Origin of the sequence: Microbacterium phosphatis (assembly GCF_049177115.1) — a bacterium.
Taxonomy (GTDB): domain Bacteria; phylum Actinomycetota; class Actinomycetes; order Actinomycetales; family Microbacteriaceae; genus Microbacterium; species Microbacterium phosphatis.
In genome coordinates this window covers 403,396-418,127 of the sequence record NZ_CP185370.1, presented here as the reverse complement: position 1 = coordinate 418,127, position 14,732 = coordinate 403,396, and the positions used below count along the sequence as shown (strand labels likewise).

Annotated in this window: 16 protein-coding genes; 5 read left to right on the top strand and 11 right to left on the bottom strand. The window is 71.2% G+C overall.

Features of this window, described 5'->3' with window-relative positions; genetic code table 11:
* Positions 1–56: 56 nt before the first annotated feature.
* From ACOKGD_RS01965 to ACOKGD_RS01950, 4 genes are all read right to left on the bottom strand, one after another.
* On the bottom strand, positions 57–3,284 hold the full coding sequence (locus ACOKGD_RS01965) for an efflux RND transporter permease subunit (RefSeq protein ID WP_342336440.1): 3,228 nt from the start codon (positions 3,282–3,284) through the stop codon (positions 57–59).
* A gap of 116 nt (positions 3,285–3,400) precedes the next feature.
* On the bottom strand, positions 3,401–3,778 hold the full coding sequence (locus tag ACOKGD_RS01960; protein ID WP_342336439.1) for a fluoride efflux transporter FluC: 378 nt from the start codon (positions 3,776–3,778) through the stop codon (positions 3,401–3,403).
* A complete protein-coding gene (locus tag ACOKGD_RS01955) occupies positions 3,775–4,188 on the bottom strand; it encodes a fluoride efflux transporter FluC (protein WP_342336438.1) in 414 nt (137 codons plus the stop codon). Before ACOKGD_RS01955 ends, ACOKGD_RS01960 begins: the two co-directional genes overlap by 4 nt.
* 80 nt (positions 4,189–4,268) lie before the next feature.
* Positions 4,269–5,027 carry a MerR family transcriptional regulator gene (locus ACOKGD_RS01950; RefSeq protein ID WP_342336437.1) on the bottom strand — a complete coding sequence of 253 codons (759 nt, stop codon included), beginning with the start codon at positions 5,025–5,027 and terminating at the stop codon, positions 4,269–4,271.
* Between the two features lie 166 nt (positions 5,028–5,193).
* Here ACOKGD_RS01950 and ACOKGD_RS01945 point away from each other — a divergent pair, with 166 nt between their 5' ends.
* Entirely contained in the window at positions 5,194–6,069 is an 876-nt protein-coding gene (locus ACOKGD_RS01945) for a DUF4097 family beta strand repeat-containing protein (protein ID WP_342336435.1), read from the top strand.
* On the top strand, positions 6,069–6,683 hold the full coding sequence (locus tag ACOKGD_RS01940) for a PadR family transcriptional regulator (protein ID WP_342336434.1): 615 nt from the start codon (positions 6,069–6,071) through the stop codon (positions 6,681–6,683). Before ACOKGD_RS01945 ends, ACOKGD_RS01940 begins: the two co-directional genes overlap by 1 nt.
* A gap of 71 nt (positions 6,684–6,754) precedes the next feature.
* Here the strand turns inward: ACOKGD_RS01940 and ACOKGD_RS01935 are convergent, their stop codons facing one another.
* Positions 6,755–7,309 (bottom strand): universal stress protein, encoded by a 555-nt coding sequence (locus tag ACOKGD_RS01935; RefSeq protein WP_342336433.1) that lies wholly within the window; start codon positions 7,307–7,309, stop codon positions 6,755–6,757.
* A 145-nt stretch (positions 7,310–7,454) separates the two neighbouring features.
* Here ACOKGD_RS01935 and ACOKGD_RS01930 point away from each other — a divergent pair, with 145 nt between their 5' ends.
* Positions 7,455–7,679: a DUF3073 domain-containing protein gene (locus ACOKGD_RS01930; protein WP_342336431.1), complete on the top strand. Its 225-nt coding sequence runs from the start codon at positions 7,455–7,457 to the stop codon at positions 7,677–7,679.
* Positions 7,680–7,758: 79 nt separating this feature from the next.
* Here ACOKGD_RS01930 and purF read toward each other — a convergent pair whose 3' ends face one another.
* Positions 7,759–9,231, bottom strand: a complete 1,473-nt coding sequence (gene purF / locus ACOKGD_RS01925) for an amidophosphoribosyltransferase (RefSeq protein ID WP_342336429.1) — start codon at positions 9,229–9,231, stop codon at positions 7,759–7,761.
* A 26-nt stretch (positions 9,232–9,257) separates the two neighbouring features.
* On the bottom strand, positions 9,258–10,304 hold the full coding sequence (gene purM / locus ACOKGD_RS01920) for a phosphoribosylformylglycinamidine cyclo-ligase (RefSeq protein ID WP_421355131.1): 1,047 nt from the start codon (positions 10,302–10,304) through the stop codon (positions 9,258–9,260).
* Positions 10,305–10,487: 183 nt separating this feature from the next.
* Here purM and ACOKGD_RS01915 point away from each other — a divergent pair, with 183 nt between their 5' ends.
* On the top strand, positions 10,488–11,054 hold the full coding sequence (locus tag ACOKGD_RS01915; protein ID WP_342336426.1) for a zinc-binding alcohol dehydrogenase: 567 nt from the start codon (positions 10,488–10,490) through the stop codon (positions 11,052–11,054).
* 21 nt (positions 11,055–11,075) lie between these two features.
* Here ACOKGD_RS01915 and ACOKGD_RS01910 read toward each other — a convergent pair whose 3' ends face one another.
* From ACOKGD_RS01910 to ACOKGD_RS01895, 4 genes are all read right to left on the bottom strand, one after another.
* Entirely contained in the window at positions 11,076–11,414 is a 339-nt protein-coding gene (locus tag ACOKGD_RS01910) for a potassium transporter Trk (RefSeq protein ID WP_342336425.1), read from the bottom strand.
* Positions 11,415–11,503: 89 nt separating this feature from the next.
* Entirely contained in the window at positions 11,504–11,875 is a 372-nt protein-coding gene (locus tag ACOKGD_RS01905; RefSeq protein WP_342336424.1) for a sterol carrier family protein, read from the bottom strand.
* Between the two features lie 22 nt (positions 11,876–11,897).
* A complete protein-coding gene (locus ACOKGD_RS01900; RefSeq protein ID WP_342336422.1) occupies positions 11,898–12,866 on the bottom strand; it encodes a cation transporter in 969 nt (322 codons plus the stop codon).
* Complete coding sequence (locus ACOKGD_RS01895) at positions 12,866–13,345, bottom strand: hypothetical protein (RefSeq protein ID WP_342336421.1); 480 nt, start codon at positions 13,343–13,345, stop codon at positions 12,866–12,868. Before ACOKGD_RS01895 ends, ACOKGD_RS01900 begins: the two co-directional genes overlap by 1 nt.
* 94 nt (positions 13,346–13,439) lie before the next feature.
* Between ACOKGD_RS01895 and purD the strand changes: the two genes are divergently transcribed.
* A complete protein-coding gene (gene purD, locus ACOKGD_RS01890; RefSeq protein ID WP_342336420.1) occupies positions 13,440–14,705 on the top strand; it encodes a phosphoribosylamine--glycine ligase in 1,266 nt (421 codons plus the stop codon).
* The last annotated feature ends 27 nt before the right edge of the window (positions 14,706–14,732 follow it).

Sequence of the window (14,732 nt, the reverse complement as noted above, 5' to 3'; positions counted from 1 at the left end):
GAATACCGATCACGCCTGAAAGAATGCCCGCCGGGTCGGGCGGGCATCCTCCGGCGTCAGCCGCGGCGGTCGCGCCGGCGCAGCGGCGCCTGCACGGTGGGCGCAGCGGGCAGCGCCTCGCCGGCGGGCACAACGGCGATCTGCGAGGTGGCCGACGGCACGACGATCGGCTCGCGCTCCTCGGCATCCGCGTCCGCGTGGTGGCGCTCGGGCGGCAGGCCCTTCTTCTCGCGGCGACGCTCGCGGGCGCCCTCGACGAGGTTGTACAGCGTGGGCAGCACGATCAGGGTCAGCACCGTCGACGACAGCAGGCCGCCGATCACGACGATCGCGAGCGGCTGCGAGATGAACCCGCTGTGGCCCGTGATGCCGAGCGCCATGGGCGTGAGCGCGAAGATCGTCGCGAGCGCCGTCATGAGAATCGGCCGCAGTCGGTGCGAGGCGCCGGCCACGGTCGCGTCGTGGGTCGAGAACCCGCGTGTGCGGTACTGATTGACGAGGTCCACGAGCACGATCGCGTTGGTGACCACGATGCCGATGAGCATCAGCACGCCGATCAACGAGGCCACCCCCAGCGGCACACCGGTCGCGACCTGCAGCAGGATCGCACCGGTCGCGGCGAACGGCACCGAGACGAGCAGCAGCAGCGGCTGCCGCAGCGACTTGAAGGTGGCCACCATGATCACGTAGATGATCAGGATCGCGGCGAGCATCGCCAGCCCCAGCTGCGCGAACGAGTCGGCCTGCTGCTCGGCCACGCCGCCGACCTCGGCCTCGGCGCCGTCGGGCAGGTCGACCGCGGCGAGCGCGGCCGTCACCGAGGCGGTCGCCTCGGCGAGGTTGTCGCCCGACGGGGGCACCGTGATGGTCGCCGTGCGCTGGCCCTGCTGGGTGCTGATGGAGGTCGGGCTGTCCGCCATGTCGACGGTGGCCACCTCGTCGAGACGGGCGGGGCCCGCGGCCGTGGGGATCGTCAGCGCGCGCAGCTCGTCGACCGACACGGGCGCGTCGGCCGTCTCGATGTAGACGGTCAGCGCGGATCCGTCGATCTCGATCGATCCGGCCTGCTGGGGGCGCATGGCGTTGGAGACGATGGCGCCGACGGCGACCTCCGAGAGCCCCCGCTCGGCCGCGGCCTTCCGGTCGACCTGGACGGCGATGTAGGGCAGCGACGCGGCGAGGTCGGTGGTGACCTTGCCGATGCCGGCGCGGCCGTCGAGCTCGGCCACGATCGCGTCGGACGCCTGCTGCAGGTCCTCCTGGCCGAGCGCGGAGACGGTGATCGCGATGTCGGACGAGCCGAACCCGGCCGAGGTCTGGATCGTGAGCTCGCCGGCGCCCTCGACGTCGTCGAGCGCCTTCTGCACCCGCGCCTGAAGGGCCTCCTGGTCGGCGTCGGGGTCCGTGACGATCGAGTAGGTGACGCTGCCGCCGCCGGAGAACGCGTCGCGCAGGGGCGATCCGCTCGATCCGATCGAGGCCTGCACGGTCTCGATGCCGTCGATGCCCTCGAGCGCCGCCTCGACCTTCTGCGCGGCCGCGTCGGCGGTGGCCAGGCTCGCCGTCGGGTCGAGCTCCTGCGAGATGGTGAGCGTGTTCTGGCCCGAGCTGCCGAGGAAGTTGATCTTCATCAGCGGCGCGGCGGCGATCGTGCCGCCCAGCACGATCACGGCCAGCAGGAGCGTGATCCACGAGTGGTGCAGCGTCCAGCGCAGGATCGGCAGGTACGAGCGCTGCAGGCGCGACGGCGGTGCCACGGGCGACTCGGGGTCGATCCGGTTGCCCTCGGCGTCGAGCAGGGGCTTCCCCGGGCGCAGGAACCAGTACGCCAGCACCGGGACGATCGTGAGCGAGACGAGCAGCGACGAGGTCATCGCGATCGTGACGGTCATCGCGAACGGCCGGAACAGCTCGCCGACCATGTCGCCGACGAACACGATCGGCAGGAACACCGCGACCGTCGTCAGGGTCGACGCGGTGACCGCCATCGCCACCTCGCGCACCGCGAGACGGATGGCCGCGCCCTTCTCGACGCCCTCGACGTAGTGCCGCTTGATGTTCTCGATGACCACGATCGAGTCGTCGACCACACGGCCGATCGCGATCGTCAGGGCGCCGAGGGTCAGCATGTTCAGCGAGTAGCCGAACGCCTGCAGGCCGATGAAGGTGATGAGCACCGACGTCGGGATCGAGATGGCGGTGACGATCGTCGACCGCAGCGACATCAGGAACACCAGGATCACCACGACGGCGAAGACGAGGCCGAGCAGACCCTCGGTGGCGAGCGACTCGATCGACTGCGTGATGAACGGCGCCTGGTCGAAGACGACGGTGAACTCGGCGTCGGGGAAGGCATCGCCGAACGACGGCAGCAGATCCTGCACCGCGTGCGAGACCTCGACCGTGTTGGCCGCCGGGAGCTTCGTGATCGCGATCGTGAGGGCGTCCTCGCCGTTCACGCGCGAGATGGAGGTCACCGGATCGGAGGTCACCGCGACGTCGGCGACGTCGTCGATGATGGTGGTCTGGCCCGGCTGGCCGGCCCCGCCGAGCAGGGGCAGGGCCGCGATGTCCTCAGCCGAGGTCAGCTTCACGCCGGTCTGGACCGTGAAGGTCGACTCGCCCTCGGTGATCTCGCCGCCCGGGAAGAGCACGCCGTTCTGCTTCAGCGCGTCGGTGAGCGCCTGGGTGCTGAGCCCGCGCGCGGCGAGCGCTCCCTGATCCGGCGTGATCGTGACCCGCTGGCCGATGCCGCCGACGATGGCGGCCGATCCGACGCCGTCGATGTCCTCGAGGTCCGGGATCACCCGCGTCTCGAGGTCGGCCTGTGCGGTGGCGGCGTCCTCGAAGCCGGTGACGGCGATCTGGATCACGGGCAGGGCGTCGAGGCTGATCGCGAGCACCTGCGGCTCGACGCCGTCGGGCAGCTGGCTCGAGATGCGGTTGATCGCCTGCTGCATCTTCTGCTCGGCCGTGGCGAGGTTCGTGCCGTACGAGAACGAGGCCTGGACGACGGAGGAGTTGGTGGTGCTGGTCGCGCTCGTCGCGTCGAGCCCCGCGACGCCCTGGATCGCCGTCTCGATCGGCGTGGACACGTCGTTCTCGACGACCTCGGGCGAGGCGCCCGGGTAGGTCGTCATAACGAGGAGCTGCGGCAGCTCGATCGCGGGGATCAGCTCCTGCTTGAGCGTCGTCAGCGAGAGACCGCCGAAGATCGCCGCGCAGATCGTGATCAGCGCGATGAGCGCGCGGTTCTTCAGGCTCAGGACGGCAAGATTCGACACGGCTGTCTCTCGTTCGCAGGAGTTCGGGACGGACCACCGGCGGAGGATGCGCCGATACAGTGCTGTATCCCCGGCCCATTGTGTCACGCGGCCGATAACGTCCTGGTGACGCGGGACTATGCGGTTGCTGTGAGCCCGATGCCGAGCGCCAGGCCCGCGGTGGCCAGCGCCACGCACAGCACGAGGGTGCCGAGCGCGTTGCCCCAGGCGGCCTCGCCCCTCCCCGAGCGGGCGAGCACCTGGGTGTCGACGGCCACGGTGCTGAAGGTCGTGTACCCGCCGAGCAGCCCCATGCCGACGACGGCGAGCCAGGGCGACGGAAGCGAGAGCCCCGTGAGCAGACCGAGCGCGAGGGATCCCGTCGCGTTCACGATCAGGATCGCCCAGGGGAAGCCGGCGGGAAGCACCCGCGAGAGCAGCACGTCCGCCAGCCACCGCAGGCTCGCCCCCAGGCCGCCGCACAGCATCAGCGCGAGGAACATCAGGGGGGTCATGCCACGCTCCCCTGGCGGCGCCGGGCGAGCGCCGCGCCCGCCTGCAGACCGAGGATCGCGCCCACGCCGGCGGCCAGCAGGGCGGCCCCCGCGAAGAGCGCGGCATAGAGGACGAGCCCGGATCCGGTGAGCTCGCCGAGCAGCACGGCGAAGCCGCTGTACGTGGTGAACCCGCCCATCACCCCCGTGCCGAGGAACGCGCGGCGGCGCGGGTGCGTGTCGCCGAGGCCTGCCACGATGAAGCCGAGCAGGGCCGATCCGACCGCGTTGACGCCGATGGTGGCGACGAGGGCCGTGAAGGTGAAGCCGGGCGGGAACGAGAGCATCAGCCCCGCGCGCAGCCCGACGCCCAGCGCCCCGCCGGCGAACACCAGCGGCAGCAGCCCCCAGCGGATCGGCGCGCGCGTCATCCCGCCAGCCTAGGACGGGCGCCCGGATGCCCCGAACGGCTCCCATCCCGCGCGGGATGAAGGCCGTTCGGGGCAGAGGGTCAGAGGTTCGCGTCGGCGTACGCCCGCAGCGCGTCGCGCACGAAGGCCGCGCCCTCCTCGCCCCCGTAGTTGGCGCCGAACCGGTCGTCGGCGACGTACATCTCGCCGAGCCCGATCACGTAGCCCTTCACGTCTCCCCCGGGCGCCGCGGCGGGCGTCCCGGGGATCGCGGTGAGCCACTCGACGTGGCGACGCGCGAGCTCCTGGGCCTCGCGCGAGTCGGGCGCGACGCCCGATCCGGCGACGGCGATCCAGTCCCGCCCGAGCTGCGCCGAGCGGTCCTTCCAGGTGGCCCGCTCGCCGTCGCTCATGCCCCGCCACCACGCGTCGCCGCGGGCGTACGCGTCGGCTCCCCAACGCTGCTCGACCTCGTCCTTGTGCCGGGTGTGGTCGAAGCCGTCGAACATCTTCTCTGCCATGAGACTCTCCTCTCCTGAGAGGCCGCGGATGGTGCCGGCGACCGCGTCGATCTGCCGGGCGAGGCGATCCTGCTCGTCGCGCAGCCACGCGAGGTGCGACTCGAGCGCGCGGCGCTCGTCGGTCTCGCGCTCGAGGATCTCGCCGATCTGCGCGAGCCCCAGTCCGAGCTCGCGCAGCAGCAGGATCCGCTGCAGACGCACCAGCGCCCGCTCGTCGTAATAGCGGTAGCCGTTGGCGCCGATGCGCGTCGCGGGCAGCAGCCCGAGCTCGCCGTAGTGGCGCAGCGCCCGGCTCGTGGTGCCCGCGGCCTTCGCGATCTGCTGGATCGACCATTCCATCCGTGGTCCTCCCTTCCTGTTGATTCGATGCTCCGGGTTGACGTCGCGTCAAGGTCAAGCGCACGGATCCTGCGGATTCGCTGAACGGGGATGACATTCGAGATATATCGTGTTTCACTCCAGGTATCGAGATATATCTCGAGTCCATCCTGAAGGGACCAAGACAGTGGAGAAATGGATCGTGCAGCCGGGCCAGACCCGGGTCATCGACGTCGAGGGCATCCGCCGCCTCAAGGTGGGGCTCGCCGGCGGCCAGGTCGACATCATCGGACACGACGAGCCGGGCACCCGCGTCGAGGTGCACGGCGTGACGGTGAAGGACCTGCGCATCGAGGTCACGGGCGACGAGCTCGAGATCGACCATCCCCAGCTGCGCTGGGACAACTTCCTCGAGGTCTTCCGCAACTTCGGCGCGGGCGGGCCCCGCGCCGAGATCAGCGTCGCGGTGCCCCGCAGCGTCGCCCTCACGCTCGGCGTGGTCAGTGCCGGCGCCCTGGTGGCCGGGCTCTCGGCCGAGGCGCGCGTCAACACCGTCTCCGGCGACGTGCTCGTCGACGGCCTGACCGGCGACCTCACGGCCAACGCTGTGTCCGGCGACATGCAGGCCCGTGGCCTGAACGGCGCCTTCTCGGCGAACACCGTCTCGGGCGACGTCACCGTCACCGGCCGGATCCGCCGCGCATCGGTCGACTCCGTCGGCGGGTCGACCATGATCGACGCCGAGGGGCCCATCGACGCCGTCGCCGTCAACACCGTCAGCGGCAACCTCACGGTGCGCCTCGACGAGGGGCTGCCCGCGAACTACGTCACGCGCTCGGCCAGCGGCCGGATCGTCATCGACGGCACCGTGCGCTCCTCGGGAGGCCCCAGCAACGTCACCGCCTCGGTGGGCGAGCTGTCCGGATCCTTCGTCGACCTCCGCGCGAACACCGTCTCGGGCGAGGTGAGCGTGCTGCGCCGCCCCGCCGTCGCGACCGCCACCGCCGAGCCGGCGACCGACACCGCGACGGAGCCGCCGGCAGAGCCCGGGGAGGTGCTCTGATGCCCCCTGTCTTCTCGCACGGCGACCTGCGCCTGTACCTGCTGAGCCTGCTGGCCTCGGCCCCGCGCCATGGCTACGACATCATGCAGTCGCTCGCAGAGCGCACGGGCGGCACCTACACGCCGAGCGCCGGCACCATCTATCCGCGCCTGGCGAAGCTCGAGGAGGAGGGTCTCGTGACCAAGACCTCGGACGGCCGCAAGACCGTCTATGAGATCACCGACGCCGGCCGCGCCGAGGTCGACGCCCGTGCCGGCGACATCGCGGGCATCGAGGCGGGGCTGGCCGACACGGTCCGCGCCATCGCGGACGAGGTGCGCTCCAACGTGCGCGAGGCGATGAAGAGCCTGCGGGCCGATCTCGCCGCCGCGGCGCACGAGGCGCCCCGCGCCACGGCATCCGCCCCGAGCTCCGACGAGCAGGACGCGCGCGTCCGGGCCCGCGAGGAGCTGCACCGCGCCGAGGCGGCGATCGCCGACTTCCGCGGCCGGGTGCGCGCCGACCTGCGCAGCCACGTCGCCAAGGGCGGTGAGCTGCTGCCGGCCACCGTCGACGCGCTCACCGCGGCGCTCGACGCCGCGGCGTCGTCGCTGAGCGCCTCGCTTCGCCGCTGACGCACACGACGGGCGAGGAGGGTGACCTCCTCGCCCGTCGTCGCGCGCGGCGTGATCGCCGACGCCGGGGCCTATTCGATCTCGGGGAAGCCCTCGTCGTCGTGCAGCAGCTCGCCCTGCGGCACGACCAGCACGGGGCGGTGCTGACGGTGCGCGAGGCGCGCGGCGACGGATCCGGTGAAGAACTGCCGGATCGACTCGCCGAAGCCGCGCTTGCGGGTGCCGACGACGATCAGCTTCGCGTCGATCCGGTCGGCGAAGTGCTTGATGGCCAGGGCGGGGTCGCCCACGAGCTGGCGCACCTCCCAGGTCACGCCGGAGTTCACGAGGTGCGATTCGGCGGCGGCCTTCACGGCCTGCAGCTCGCCCTCACCGGCCTGCACGCTGATGTCGACGGGGGCGGAGTGGACGTAGCCGTCCGGGTCCTCGTAGGTGACGAAACGGGTCACGTCGACGTGCACAACGACCAGCGGCGCGCCGAGCAGCATCGCGTAGTGGGCGGCTTCCTGAAGAACGCGCGGGGCCTGCTCAGGGATGATGCCGGCGATCACGGCTCCGTGCAGTGCCGCGTCCACCGGGGGCTCCCGGCGGACCGCATCATCGTTCTCGAACGGCTGATCGGACATCGTGCGACCCCTTCCGCCTCTCGCGGCCGATCGAGGCATCGGACCCGCGTGTTATTCTGAATGCTACTCTTCACCGGCTTTCACCGCCGGTTTCCGCAGCAGACCAGGGACAGAGATCCCGGCTCAACGTGAGGGGGTCTCGCGCATGGGGCGTGGCCGTCAGAAGGCGAAGCACACCAAGCTCGCCCGCGAATTGAAGTCGTTCAGCCCGACTGTGAACTATTCGGCGCTCGAGCGCGAGCTCGGGCACCCGTCGGACGACGAGAACGAGTACGTCGACAAGTGGGCCGACATGTACGGCGACGAGGGCGACGACTCGGATGAGGACGACGACGAGGCTGACGAGCATCTGACTCAGCAGCGCGTCTGATCCTCGGCGAGGTTCGCGACAGATACCGAAAGGCGGCCCGGTCTCACGACCGGGCCGCCTTTCGCGTGCCCTGAACGGGTCAGGAGGCCTGCGTCTCCTCGACCCACGAGAGGTACTCCGGCGACACCGTGCCGGTGACGTAGCGGCCGTCGAAGCAGCTCATGTCGAGGTCGTCGAAACGGGCCTCGCCCTCGGCGCTCTCGACGATCGCGGCCTTGAGGTCCTCGACCTCCTGGTACACCAGGTAGTCGGCGCCGAGCTCGACGGCGATCTCCTCGACCGTGCGGTCGTGGGCGATCAGCTCGTGACGGGAGGGCATGTTGATGCCGTAGACGTGCGGGTAGCGGACCGGCGGCGCGGCCGAGGCGAACGTGACCGACTTCGCGCCGGCGTCGCGGGCCATCTGCACGATCTGCTTGCTCGTGGTGCCGCGCACGATCGAGTCGTCGATCAGCAGCACGTTCTTGCCGCGGAACTCGCTCGACATCGCATTGAGCTTCTGGCGCACGCTCTTCTTGCGCGCGGCCTGTCCGGGCATGATGAACGTCCGGCCGACGTAGCGGTTCTTGTAGAAGCCCTCGCGGTACTCGATGCCGAGCACCCGCGAGACCTCCATCGCGGCGGGCCGCGACGAGTCCGGGATCGGCATGACCACGTCGATGAAGTTCTCGGGCACGCTCTTCGCGATCGTCGCCGCGAGCTTCTCGCCCATCCGCAGGCGCGACTCGTAGACCGGCACGCCGTTCATGATCGAGTCGGGGCGCGCCAGGTACACGTACTCGAAGGAGCACGGCAGCAGCGTGGGCTCGTCGGCGCACTGCTTCGAGAACAGCTCGCCCTCGTCCGTGATGAACACGGCCTCGCCGGGCTCGATGTCGCGGACGATCTCGTAGTCGCCGTTCTCGAGCACCAGCGACTCGCTGGTGACAACCCACTCGTCCTTGCCGTCGGCGGCCGTGCGACGGCCGAGGATCAGCGGACGGATGCCGTGGGGATCCCGGAAGGCGAGCAGCCCGTAGCCCGCGATGATCGCGATGACCGCGTAGGCGCCCTCGATCCGGCGGTGCGTGCGCGCGACCGCCTCGAAGATGCGCTCGGGCTCGAGGTCGACGGGGCTCGTCGTCGCCTGCAGCTCGTTGGCGAGGGCGTTGAGCAGCAGCTCGGTGTCGCTCGACGAGTTGAGGTGACGGCGGTCGCGTCGCTCCATCTCGGCCGTCAGCTCACGCGTGTTCGTGAGGTTGCCGTTGTGGATGAGGATGATGCCGTACGGGGAGTTGACGTAGAACGGCTGCGCCTCCTCCTCGCTCGAGGCGGTGCCCTTCGTCGCGTAGCGCACGTGGCCGAGGCCGACGTTGCCCAGCAGCGACCGCATGTCGCGGGTGCGGAACGCCTCGCGCACCATGCCGGAGGCCTTGTGCGTGTGCATCACGCCGCTGGGTTCCGCCGTCGCGATGCCTGTCGCGTCCTGCCCTCGGTGCTGAAGGAGGAGGAGAGCGTCGTAGATGTCCTGGTTGACCGGGGTGCGCCCGACCATTCCGACGATGCCGCACATGGAGTGTTGCTTGTCCGTTCCTGAACTCAGATGCCGCGGGCGGCGTAGTCGCCGACCAGTCGCACGGCGCCGCCATCGACGCCCTTGGCGCCCTGCTCGAACTCTTCCCCGCCGGTCGGCAGCGCGCCGTCGCGGACGACGCCGACCTGCCAGGCGGAGATGCCCGAGGCCTCGATCTTCGCGATCGCCTCGGAGGCCTTGTCGGCCGAGACGACCGCCATGAACCCGATGCCGAGGTTCCACGTTCCCTCGCTGGACTGCAGCGTGGTGCCGGCGATGTCGCTCAGCACCTGGAACACCGGCGACGGCGCCCAGGTGGAGCGGTCGACGTCGACCCAGCTGCCCACGGGGAGCACCCGCGCGAGGTTGGCCGCGATGCCGCCGCCCGTCACGTGCGTGAGCGAGTGGATGCCGTCGCCGAGCGACGCGATGAGCTCGAGCAGCGGCGTCGTGTAGAGGCGCGTCGGCTCGAGAAGCGCCTCGCCCCACGTCACGCCGAAGTCGGCCGCCTGGTCGCCGTACGAGATGCCCGCGCGCGTGACGATGTGGCGCACCAGCGAGAACCCGTTGGAGTGCAGGCCGCTGGAGGCGAGCGCGAGGACCGCGTCGCCGGCCCGCACGCGCTCGGCGCCGAGAACCTGGTCGGCCTCGACCACGCCGGTCGCGGCGCCCGCGACGTCGTAGTCGTTGGCGCCCAGCAGGCCGGGGTGCTCGGCGGTCTCGCCGCCGACCAGGGCGGTGCCGGTGAGGGCGCACGCCTCGGCGATGCCACGGACGATGTCGGCGATCCGCTGCGGGAACACCTTGCCCGTGGCGATGTAGTCGGTCATGAAGAGCGGCTTGGCGCCCACCACAACGATGTCGTCGACGACCATGCCCACGAGGTCGTGGCCGATCGTGTCGTGCTTGTCGATCGCCTGGGCGATCGCGACCTTCGTGCCGACGCCGTCGGTGCTGGTCGCGAGAAGCGGATGCTTCATGCCGACGAGGGCGCTGGCATCGAACAGGCCGGCGAAGCCGCCGACGCCTCCGAGCACCTCGGGGCCGTGAGTGGCCTTGACGGACGCCTTCATCAGCTCGACGGCGAGATCGCCGGCGGCGGTGTCGACACCGGCCTCGGCATAGGTCGAAGCAGGGCGGGGGGACGTGGATTCGGTGGGGTCGGGTGCCACCCTCACAGACTACCGGCCGAGATACTGGGAAAGGACCGCCGGGTCGCGCCGGATCCCCTGTGGCCGCCCACCATAATCGGACACATGACCCCCGAATGGCACGTCCGCGAGGAGTGCGGCCGCTCGGTGCTGGTCGCGCTCTATCTGCGCCAGGCGCTGGGCGTGCGCCACCCGGGAGAGCTGCCGCAGCTGCGCGACGTCGAGCGGGGACCCGAGCCGAGCGACGAGCTCGAGGCGCAGTGGCGCCGGTACTGGGAGATGACGGTCGAGCCCGAGGCGAACCTCTCCCCCGCGCCCCTCGAGCTTGTCGAGGGCTTCGGCACCCACGTCGCCCTGCCCGCGACCTCGGCCGCGCTGCGCGACGCCGCCGCGCCGCACGCCCCCACCGCCCTCGCCTATGCCGCAGAGGCCGCCGTCCGGTACGACCGCACGCACCGCACCTATCGCGGCTACGCGGGCGCCGTCGTCGAGTTCGAGCGGCGATCGGGGCGCCGCGCCCACGACTTCCGGCTAGACGTCCAGGTGCTGCCGCTGGCGCAGCGCGGGGTGTGGTGGATCGGAGCCCTCACGGTCGCGGTGTCGGACACCCTGCGCGGCGACGTGGCCGCCTTCGATGCCGCGATGCAGCCGATCCTGCGCGAGCTCGCCTGAGGCGAGCCGACCCGATCCGGATCAGTCGATGACGGTCTCGTGGACCGCCGCGATCTGCCGCGTGCGGCGACCGATGGTCCACTCGAGCACCAGCGCGACGATCATCGCGAGCAGGATGCCCGCGGGCACGCACCAGAGCAGGATGAACCCGAACGTCTGCGAGAGCGAGTACTCGACCTCGGTGAAGGGGCTCGCGTGGCTGGTGCCGTCGAATGCCGTGCTCAGGACCATCGCGAGCAGGATGCCGAAGGCGGCGCCCACGCCGGCGAAGACGCCGTAGCGGGGCGACCGTCGCACCGTCACCGTTCCCGGAACCTGCTCGGTGACGAGCTGGTCGGGGGAATCGGCATTCGTGGACATGCGGCCATCAAACCACCGCTTCCTGAACGGGGGACGTGGAAACGGTGACCCGAAGCTGTGGCTCCGGCGGGGCGCGATCGGGCGCCGGATCAGGGGCGCACGGGCAGAACGGCGGCGAGGTCCGCGCGCACTCCGGAGGCGCTGATCCGGCCCGCCGCGAGGGCGTCGTCCCAGGCCTGCGCCCCGGTCGCCAGGGCGATCCATGTCTCGGGGTCCATCTCCACCACATTGGGCGGGGTGCCCCGCGTGTGCCGCGGGCCCTGGATCACCTGCGCCGCGCCGAACGGCGGCACCCGCACCTCGACGCTGTTGCCGGGGGCCTTCTCGGCGAGGAGCTGCAGCAGGTAGCGCACGGCCGTGGCGTGCGCGGTGCGCGGGGGCCGCTCGCCCGCCGCCACGGCGACCGCGACCGCGGCGAGCGCGTCGCGCCCGTCGCCGGTGTCGATCCGCTTGAGTGCCATCACCCCAGGCTAGGGGCCCGCGTCAGGCGTAGGCCGTCGCCTCGGGCGGCAGCTGCGAGACGGGGATCACGACGACGTCCTGCATCTTCCAGTCGAGGGCGATGATCTGCCGCTGCAGCTGCTCGAGCTGAGCGACGTCGATCCGCCCGCGACGCGGCACGATGAACGCCTCCACATGCAGCACCTGGCCGAGGTCGCGCACGCGCACCGCCGCCTTCTTCACCGCGCGGTCCGACCGGAGGGTGCGCAGGACGTCCCGCAGGATCGGGTGCACGGAGCCCTCGTCGTACGAGGTCGCCCGCTTGTCTATCAGGTCCTCGATGGCGGTGACCATGTTGCGCCAGCCGTCCCACAGGATGCCGAGCGAGATGAACAGCGCCGCCGCGTAGTCGAGCCACCAGAGCCCCAGCCCCACGCCGCCGACACCCACGATGGAGGCGACCGTGGTCTGCCAGTCGGCCTTGGCCATCGCCGCGTCCGCGTGCAGCAGCTTGTTGTGCAGCGGGCCGGCGAGCTTGGCCTTGTAGCTGCCGTAGAAGAACGGGCCGATGACGATGACCGCCATCACGCCCATCATCAGCCACCCGAGCCAGATCGTCTGCCCGAAAAGCACCACCGTGCCGATCGTCGGGTGCTCGCCGCGGATGAAGCCGATCACGGCCTCGACCGCCAGGTTCCCGCCGACGATCAGCAGTGCCACGCCCGCGACGAGATGCCCGACGCCCATCGCCCGGTGCATGCCGAAGGGGAAGTCCCGCGTCGGGCGGCGGCGGATGAAGATGAGCGCCACGAGGAAGGCGATCTGCGGCAGGAGCGAGAGCATGTCCTCGATCCAGGCGGTGCGCATGGCCTGCGAGCTGCCCACCACGAAGGCGATCAGCGCGATCGTGACCGAGGTGTAGGCGATCGTGATGATCTCGATCTTCACGGCCTTGCGCAGGGCCTGCGCCTGCTGCGGCGGGAGATCGGTGCGTCCGAGGCGGGTGTCCATCACTGCTCCTGCTCGTTCTGGAGGTGCGTCTCGAGCGCGCTGACGAAGCGGTTCTCGCCGAGGCGGGCGAGCATCACCGCGGGGCCGTCGACTCCCGGCAGCTCGGAGAACTCCCGGGTCACCGCGACCCGGTCGACCCATGGCGTCTGACCCGTCATGCCGCCGATGGCGAGGTCGAGGTCGCCCTCCTCGATCTTGGTGACGAGGGTCTCCTCGCTCGCGACCGTCCAGGTCACGTCCGCATCGATCGAGTCGGCGAAGCTCTCGACGAGGTCCGGCAGCGGGCCGCTGACGTCGTCGCCGTCGACCCTCACGTCGTCACCGTCCGCCGACGCCCCGACGCGCAGCTCGCCGCCCGTGACACGGTCCAGCGTGCCCTCCGGATCCTGCGGGATCCGGATCGCGTCGCACCCGGTCGCGAGCGTCAGGATCAGCGCGAGCGCGGTCGAGGCCCCGGCGATCCTCCGCAATGCGTCCATGATCCGACGGTATGCGGGGCGCCCGGCGAGTGCACGGGTCTTGCGCGTTGGCCCACTCACCGGTAATGCCGGGCGTGCTCGGTATCCTGAGGGCGTGAAGATCCTCGTCCTCGGTTCCGGCGCGCGCGAGCACGCCCTCGTCCTCGCCCTGAAGTCGGAGGACGCCGGTCACGAGCTGCTCGCGGCTCCCGGCAATGCGGGCATCGCGCGAGACGCGGCCATCGTCGCGGTCGACGCGGTCGACCCCGTGTCCGTCACGTCGTACGCGATCGCGAACAACGTCGATCTCGTCATCATCGGCCCCGAGGCGCCGCTGATCGCCGGCGTCGCCGACTCGCTGCGCGAGCGCGGCATCCCCGTCTTCGGCCCCGGCCGCGCGGCCGCGCAGCTCGAGGGCTCGAAGGCCTTCGCGAAGCGGGTCATGGAGGCCGCCTCCGTCCCCACGGGCCGCGCCGCCTACGGCCGCACGCACGCCGACGTCGCCGCCGCGCTCGACGAGTTCGGCGCCCCCTACGTCGTCAAGGCCGACGGGCTCGCCGCCGGCAAGGGCGTCATCGTCACCGACGACCGCGAGGCCGCCCTCGCGCACGCCGACACCTACCTGCCCACCGGGCCGGTGCTGGTCGAGGAGTTCCTCTCCGGCCCCGAGGTCTCGCTCTTCTTCCTCAGCGACGGCGACACCGTCCGGGCGCTGAGCCCCGCGCAGGATTTCAAGCGCGCGCTCGACGGCGACGCCGGCTCGAACACGGGCGGCATGGGCGCGTACTCGCCGCTGCCGTGGCTGTCCGAGCGCTTCGGCTCCGAGGAGGCCTTCGTCGCCGAGGTGACCGAGACCGTCGCGCTGCCGGTGATCCGCCAGCTCGACAAGGAGGGCACGCCCTTCATCGGCCTGCTGTACGCGGGGCTGATCCTGACCGACGCCGGCGTCCGCGTGATCGAGTTCAACGCCCGCTTCGGCGACCCCGAGACCCAGGTCGTGCTGCCGCGCCTCGTGACCCCGCTGTCGCGCCTGCTGATGGCCGCCGCGAACGGCACGCTCGAGGACGAGGGCCAGCCCGAGTTCTCCTCCGACGTCGCGGTCACGGTGGTGCTCGCCTCGGAGGGCTACCCCGAGGCGCCCGTCACCGGCCGCGCGCTCAGCGGCATCGCCTCGGCGGGTGAGGTCGAGGGCGTGCACGTGGCGCATGCGGCGACCGCCGGCACCGGCGACGAGCTGACCGCCACCGGCGGGCGCGTGCTGAACGTCGTCGCGGTCGGCCCGGACTTCCGCACCGCTCGCGCTCGGGCGTACGACGCCCTGGGCCGGATCGGTCTCGAGGGCGGCCACCACCGCTCGGACATCGCCGCGCGCGTCGAGTGAGGTCGAGGGCCTCCGCTCGGAGGGGGC

What these genes read in the sequence shown, in the direction of transcription:
- ACOKGD_RS01940 (WP_342336434.1), top strand. Translation starts at nt 6,069, where the DNA reads ATGCCCCCTGTCTTCTCGCACGGCGACCTGCGCCTGTACCTGCTGAGC.
- ACOKGD_RS01930 (WP_342336431.1), top strand. Translation starts at nt 7,455, where the DNA reads ATGGGGCGTGGCCGTCAGAAGGCGAAGCACACCAAGCTCGCCCGCGAA.
- ACOKGD_RS01910 (WP_342336425.1), bottom strand. Translation starts at nt 11,414, where the DNA reads ATGTCCACGAATGCCGATTCCCCCGACCAGCTCGTCACCGAGCAGGTT.
- ACOKGD_RS01955 (WP_342336438.1), bottom strand. Translation starts at nt 4,188, where the DNA reads ATGACGCGCGCGCCGATCCGCTGGGGGCTGCTGCCGCTGGTGTTCGCC.
- ACOKGD_RS01960 (WP_342336439.1), bottom strand. Translation starts at nt 3,778, where the DNA reads ATGACCCCCCTGATGTTCCTCGCGCTGATGCTGTGCGGCGGCCTGGGG.
- purF (WP_342336429.1), bottom strand. Translation starts at nt 9,231, where the DNA reads ATGTGCGGCATCGTCGGAATGGTCGGGCGCACCCCGGTCAACCAGGAC.
- ACOKGD_RS01900 (WP_342336422.1), bottom strand. Translation starts at nt 12,866, where the DNA reads ATGGACACCCGCCTCGGACGCACCGATCTCCCGCCGCAGCAGGCGCAG.
- ACOKGD_RS01905 (WP_342336424.1), bottom strand. Translation starts at nt 11,875, where the DNA reads ATGGCACTCAAGCGGATCGACACCGGCGACGGGCGCGACGCGCTCGCC.
- ACOKGD_RS01915 (WP_342336426.1), top strand. Translation starts at nt 10,488, where the DNA reads ATGACCCCCGAATGGCACGTCCGCGAGGAGTGCGGCCGCTCGGTGCTG.
- purM (WP_421355131.1), bottom strand. Translation starts at nt 10,304, where the DNA reads ATGAAGGCGTCCGTCAAGGCCACTCACGGCCCCGAGGTGCTCGGAGGC.
- ACOKGD_RS01935 (WP_342336433.1), bottom strand. Translation starts at nt 7,309, where the DNA reads ATGTCCGATCAGCCGTTCGAGAACGATGATGCGGTCCGCCGGGAGCCC.
- ACOKGD_RS01950 (WP_342336437.1), bottom strand. Translation starts at nt 5,027, where the DNA reads ATGGAATGGTCGATCCAGCAGATCGCGAAGGCCGCGGGCACCACGAGC.
- ACOKGD_RS01895 (WP_342336421.1), bottom strand. Translation starts at nt 13,345, where the DNA reads ATGGACGCATTGCGGAGGATCGCCGGGGCCTCGACCGCGCTCGCGCTG.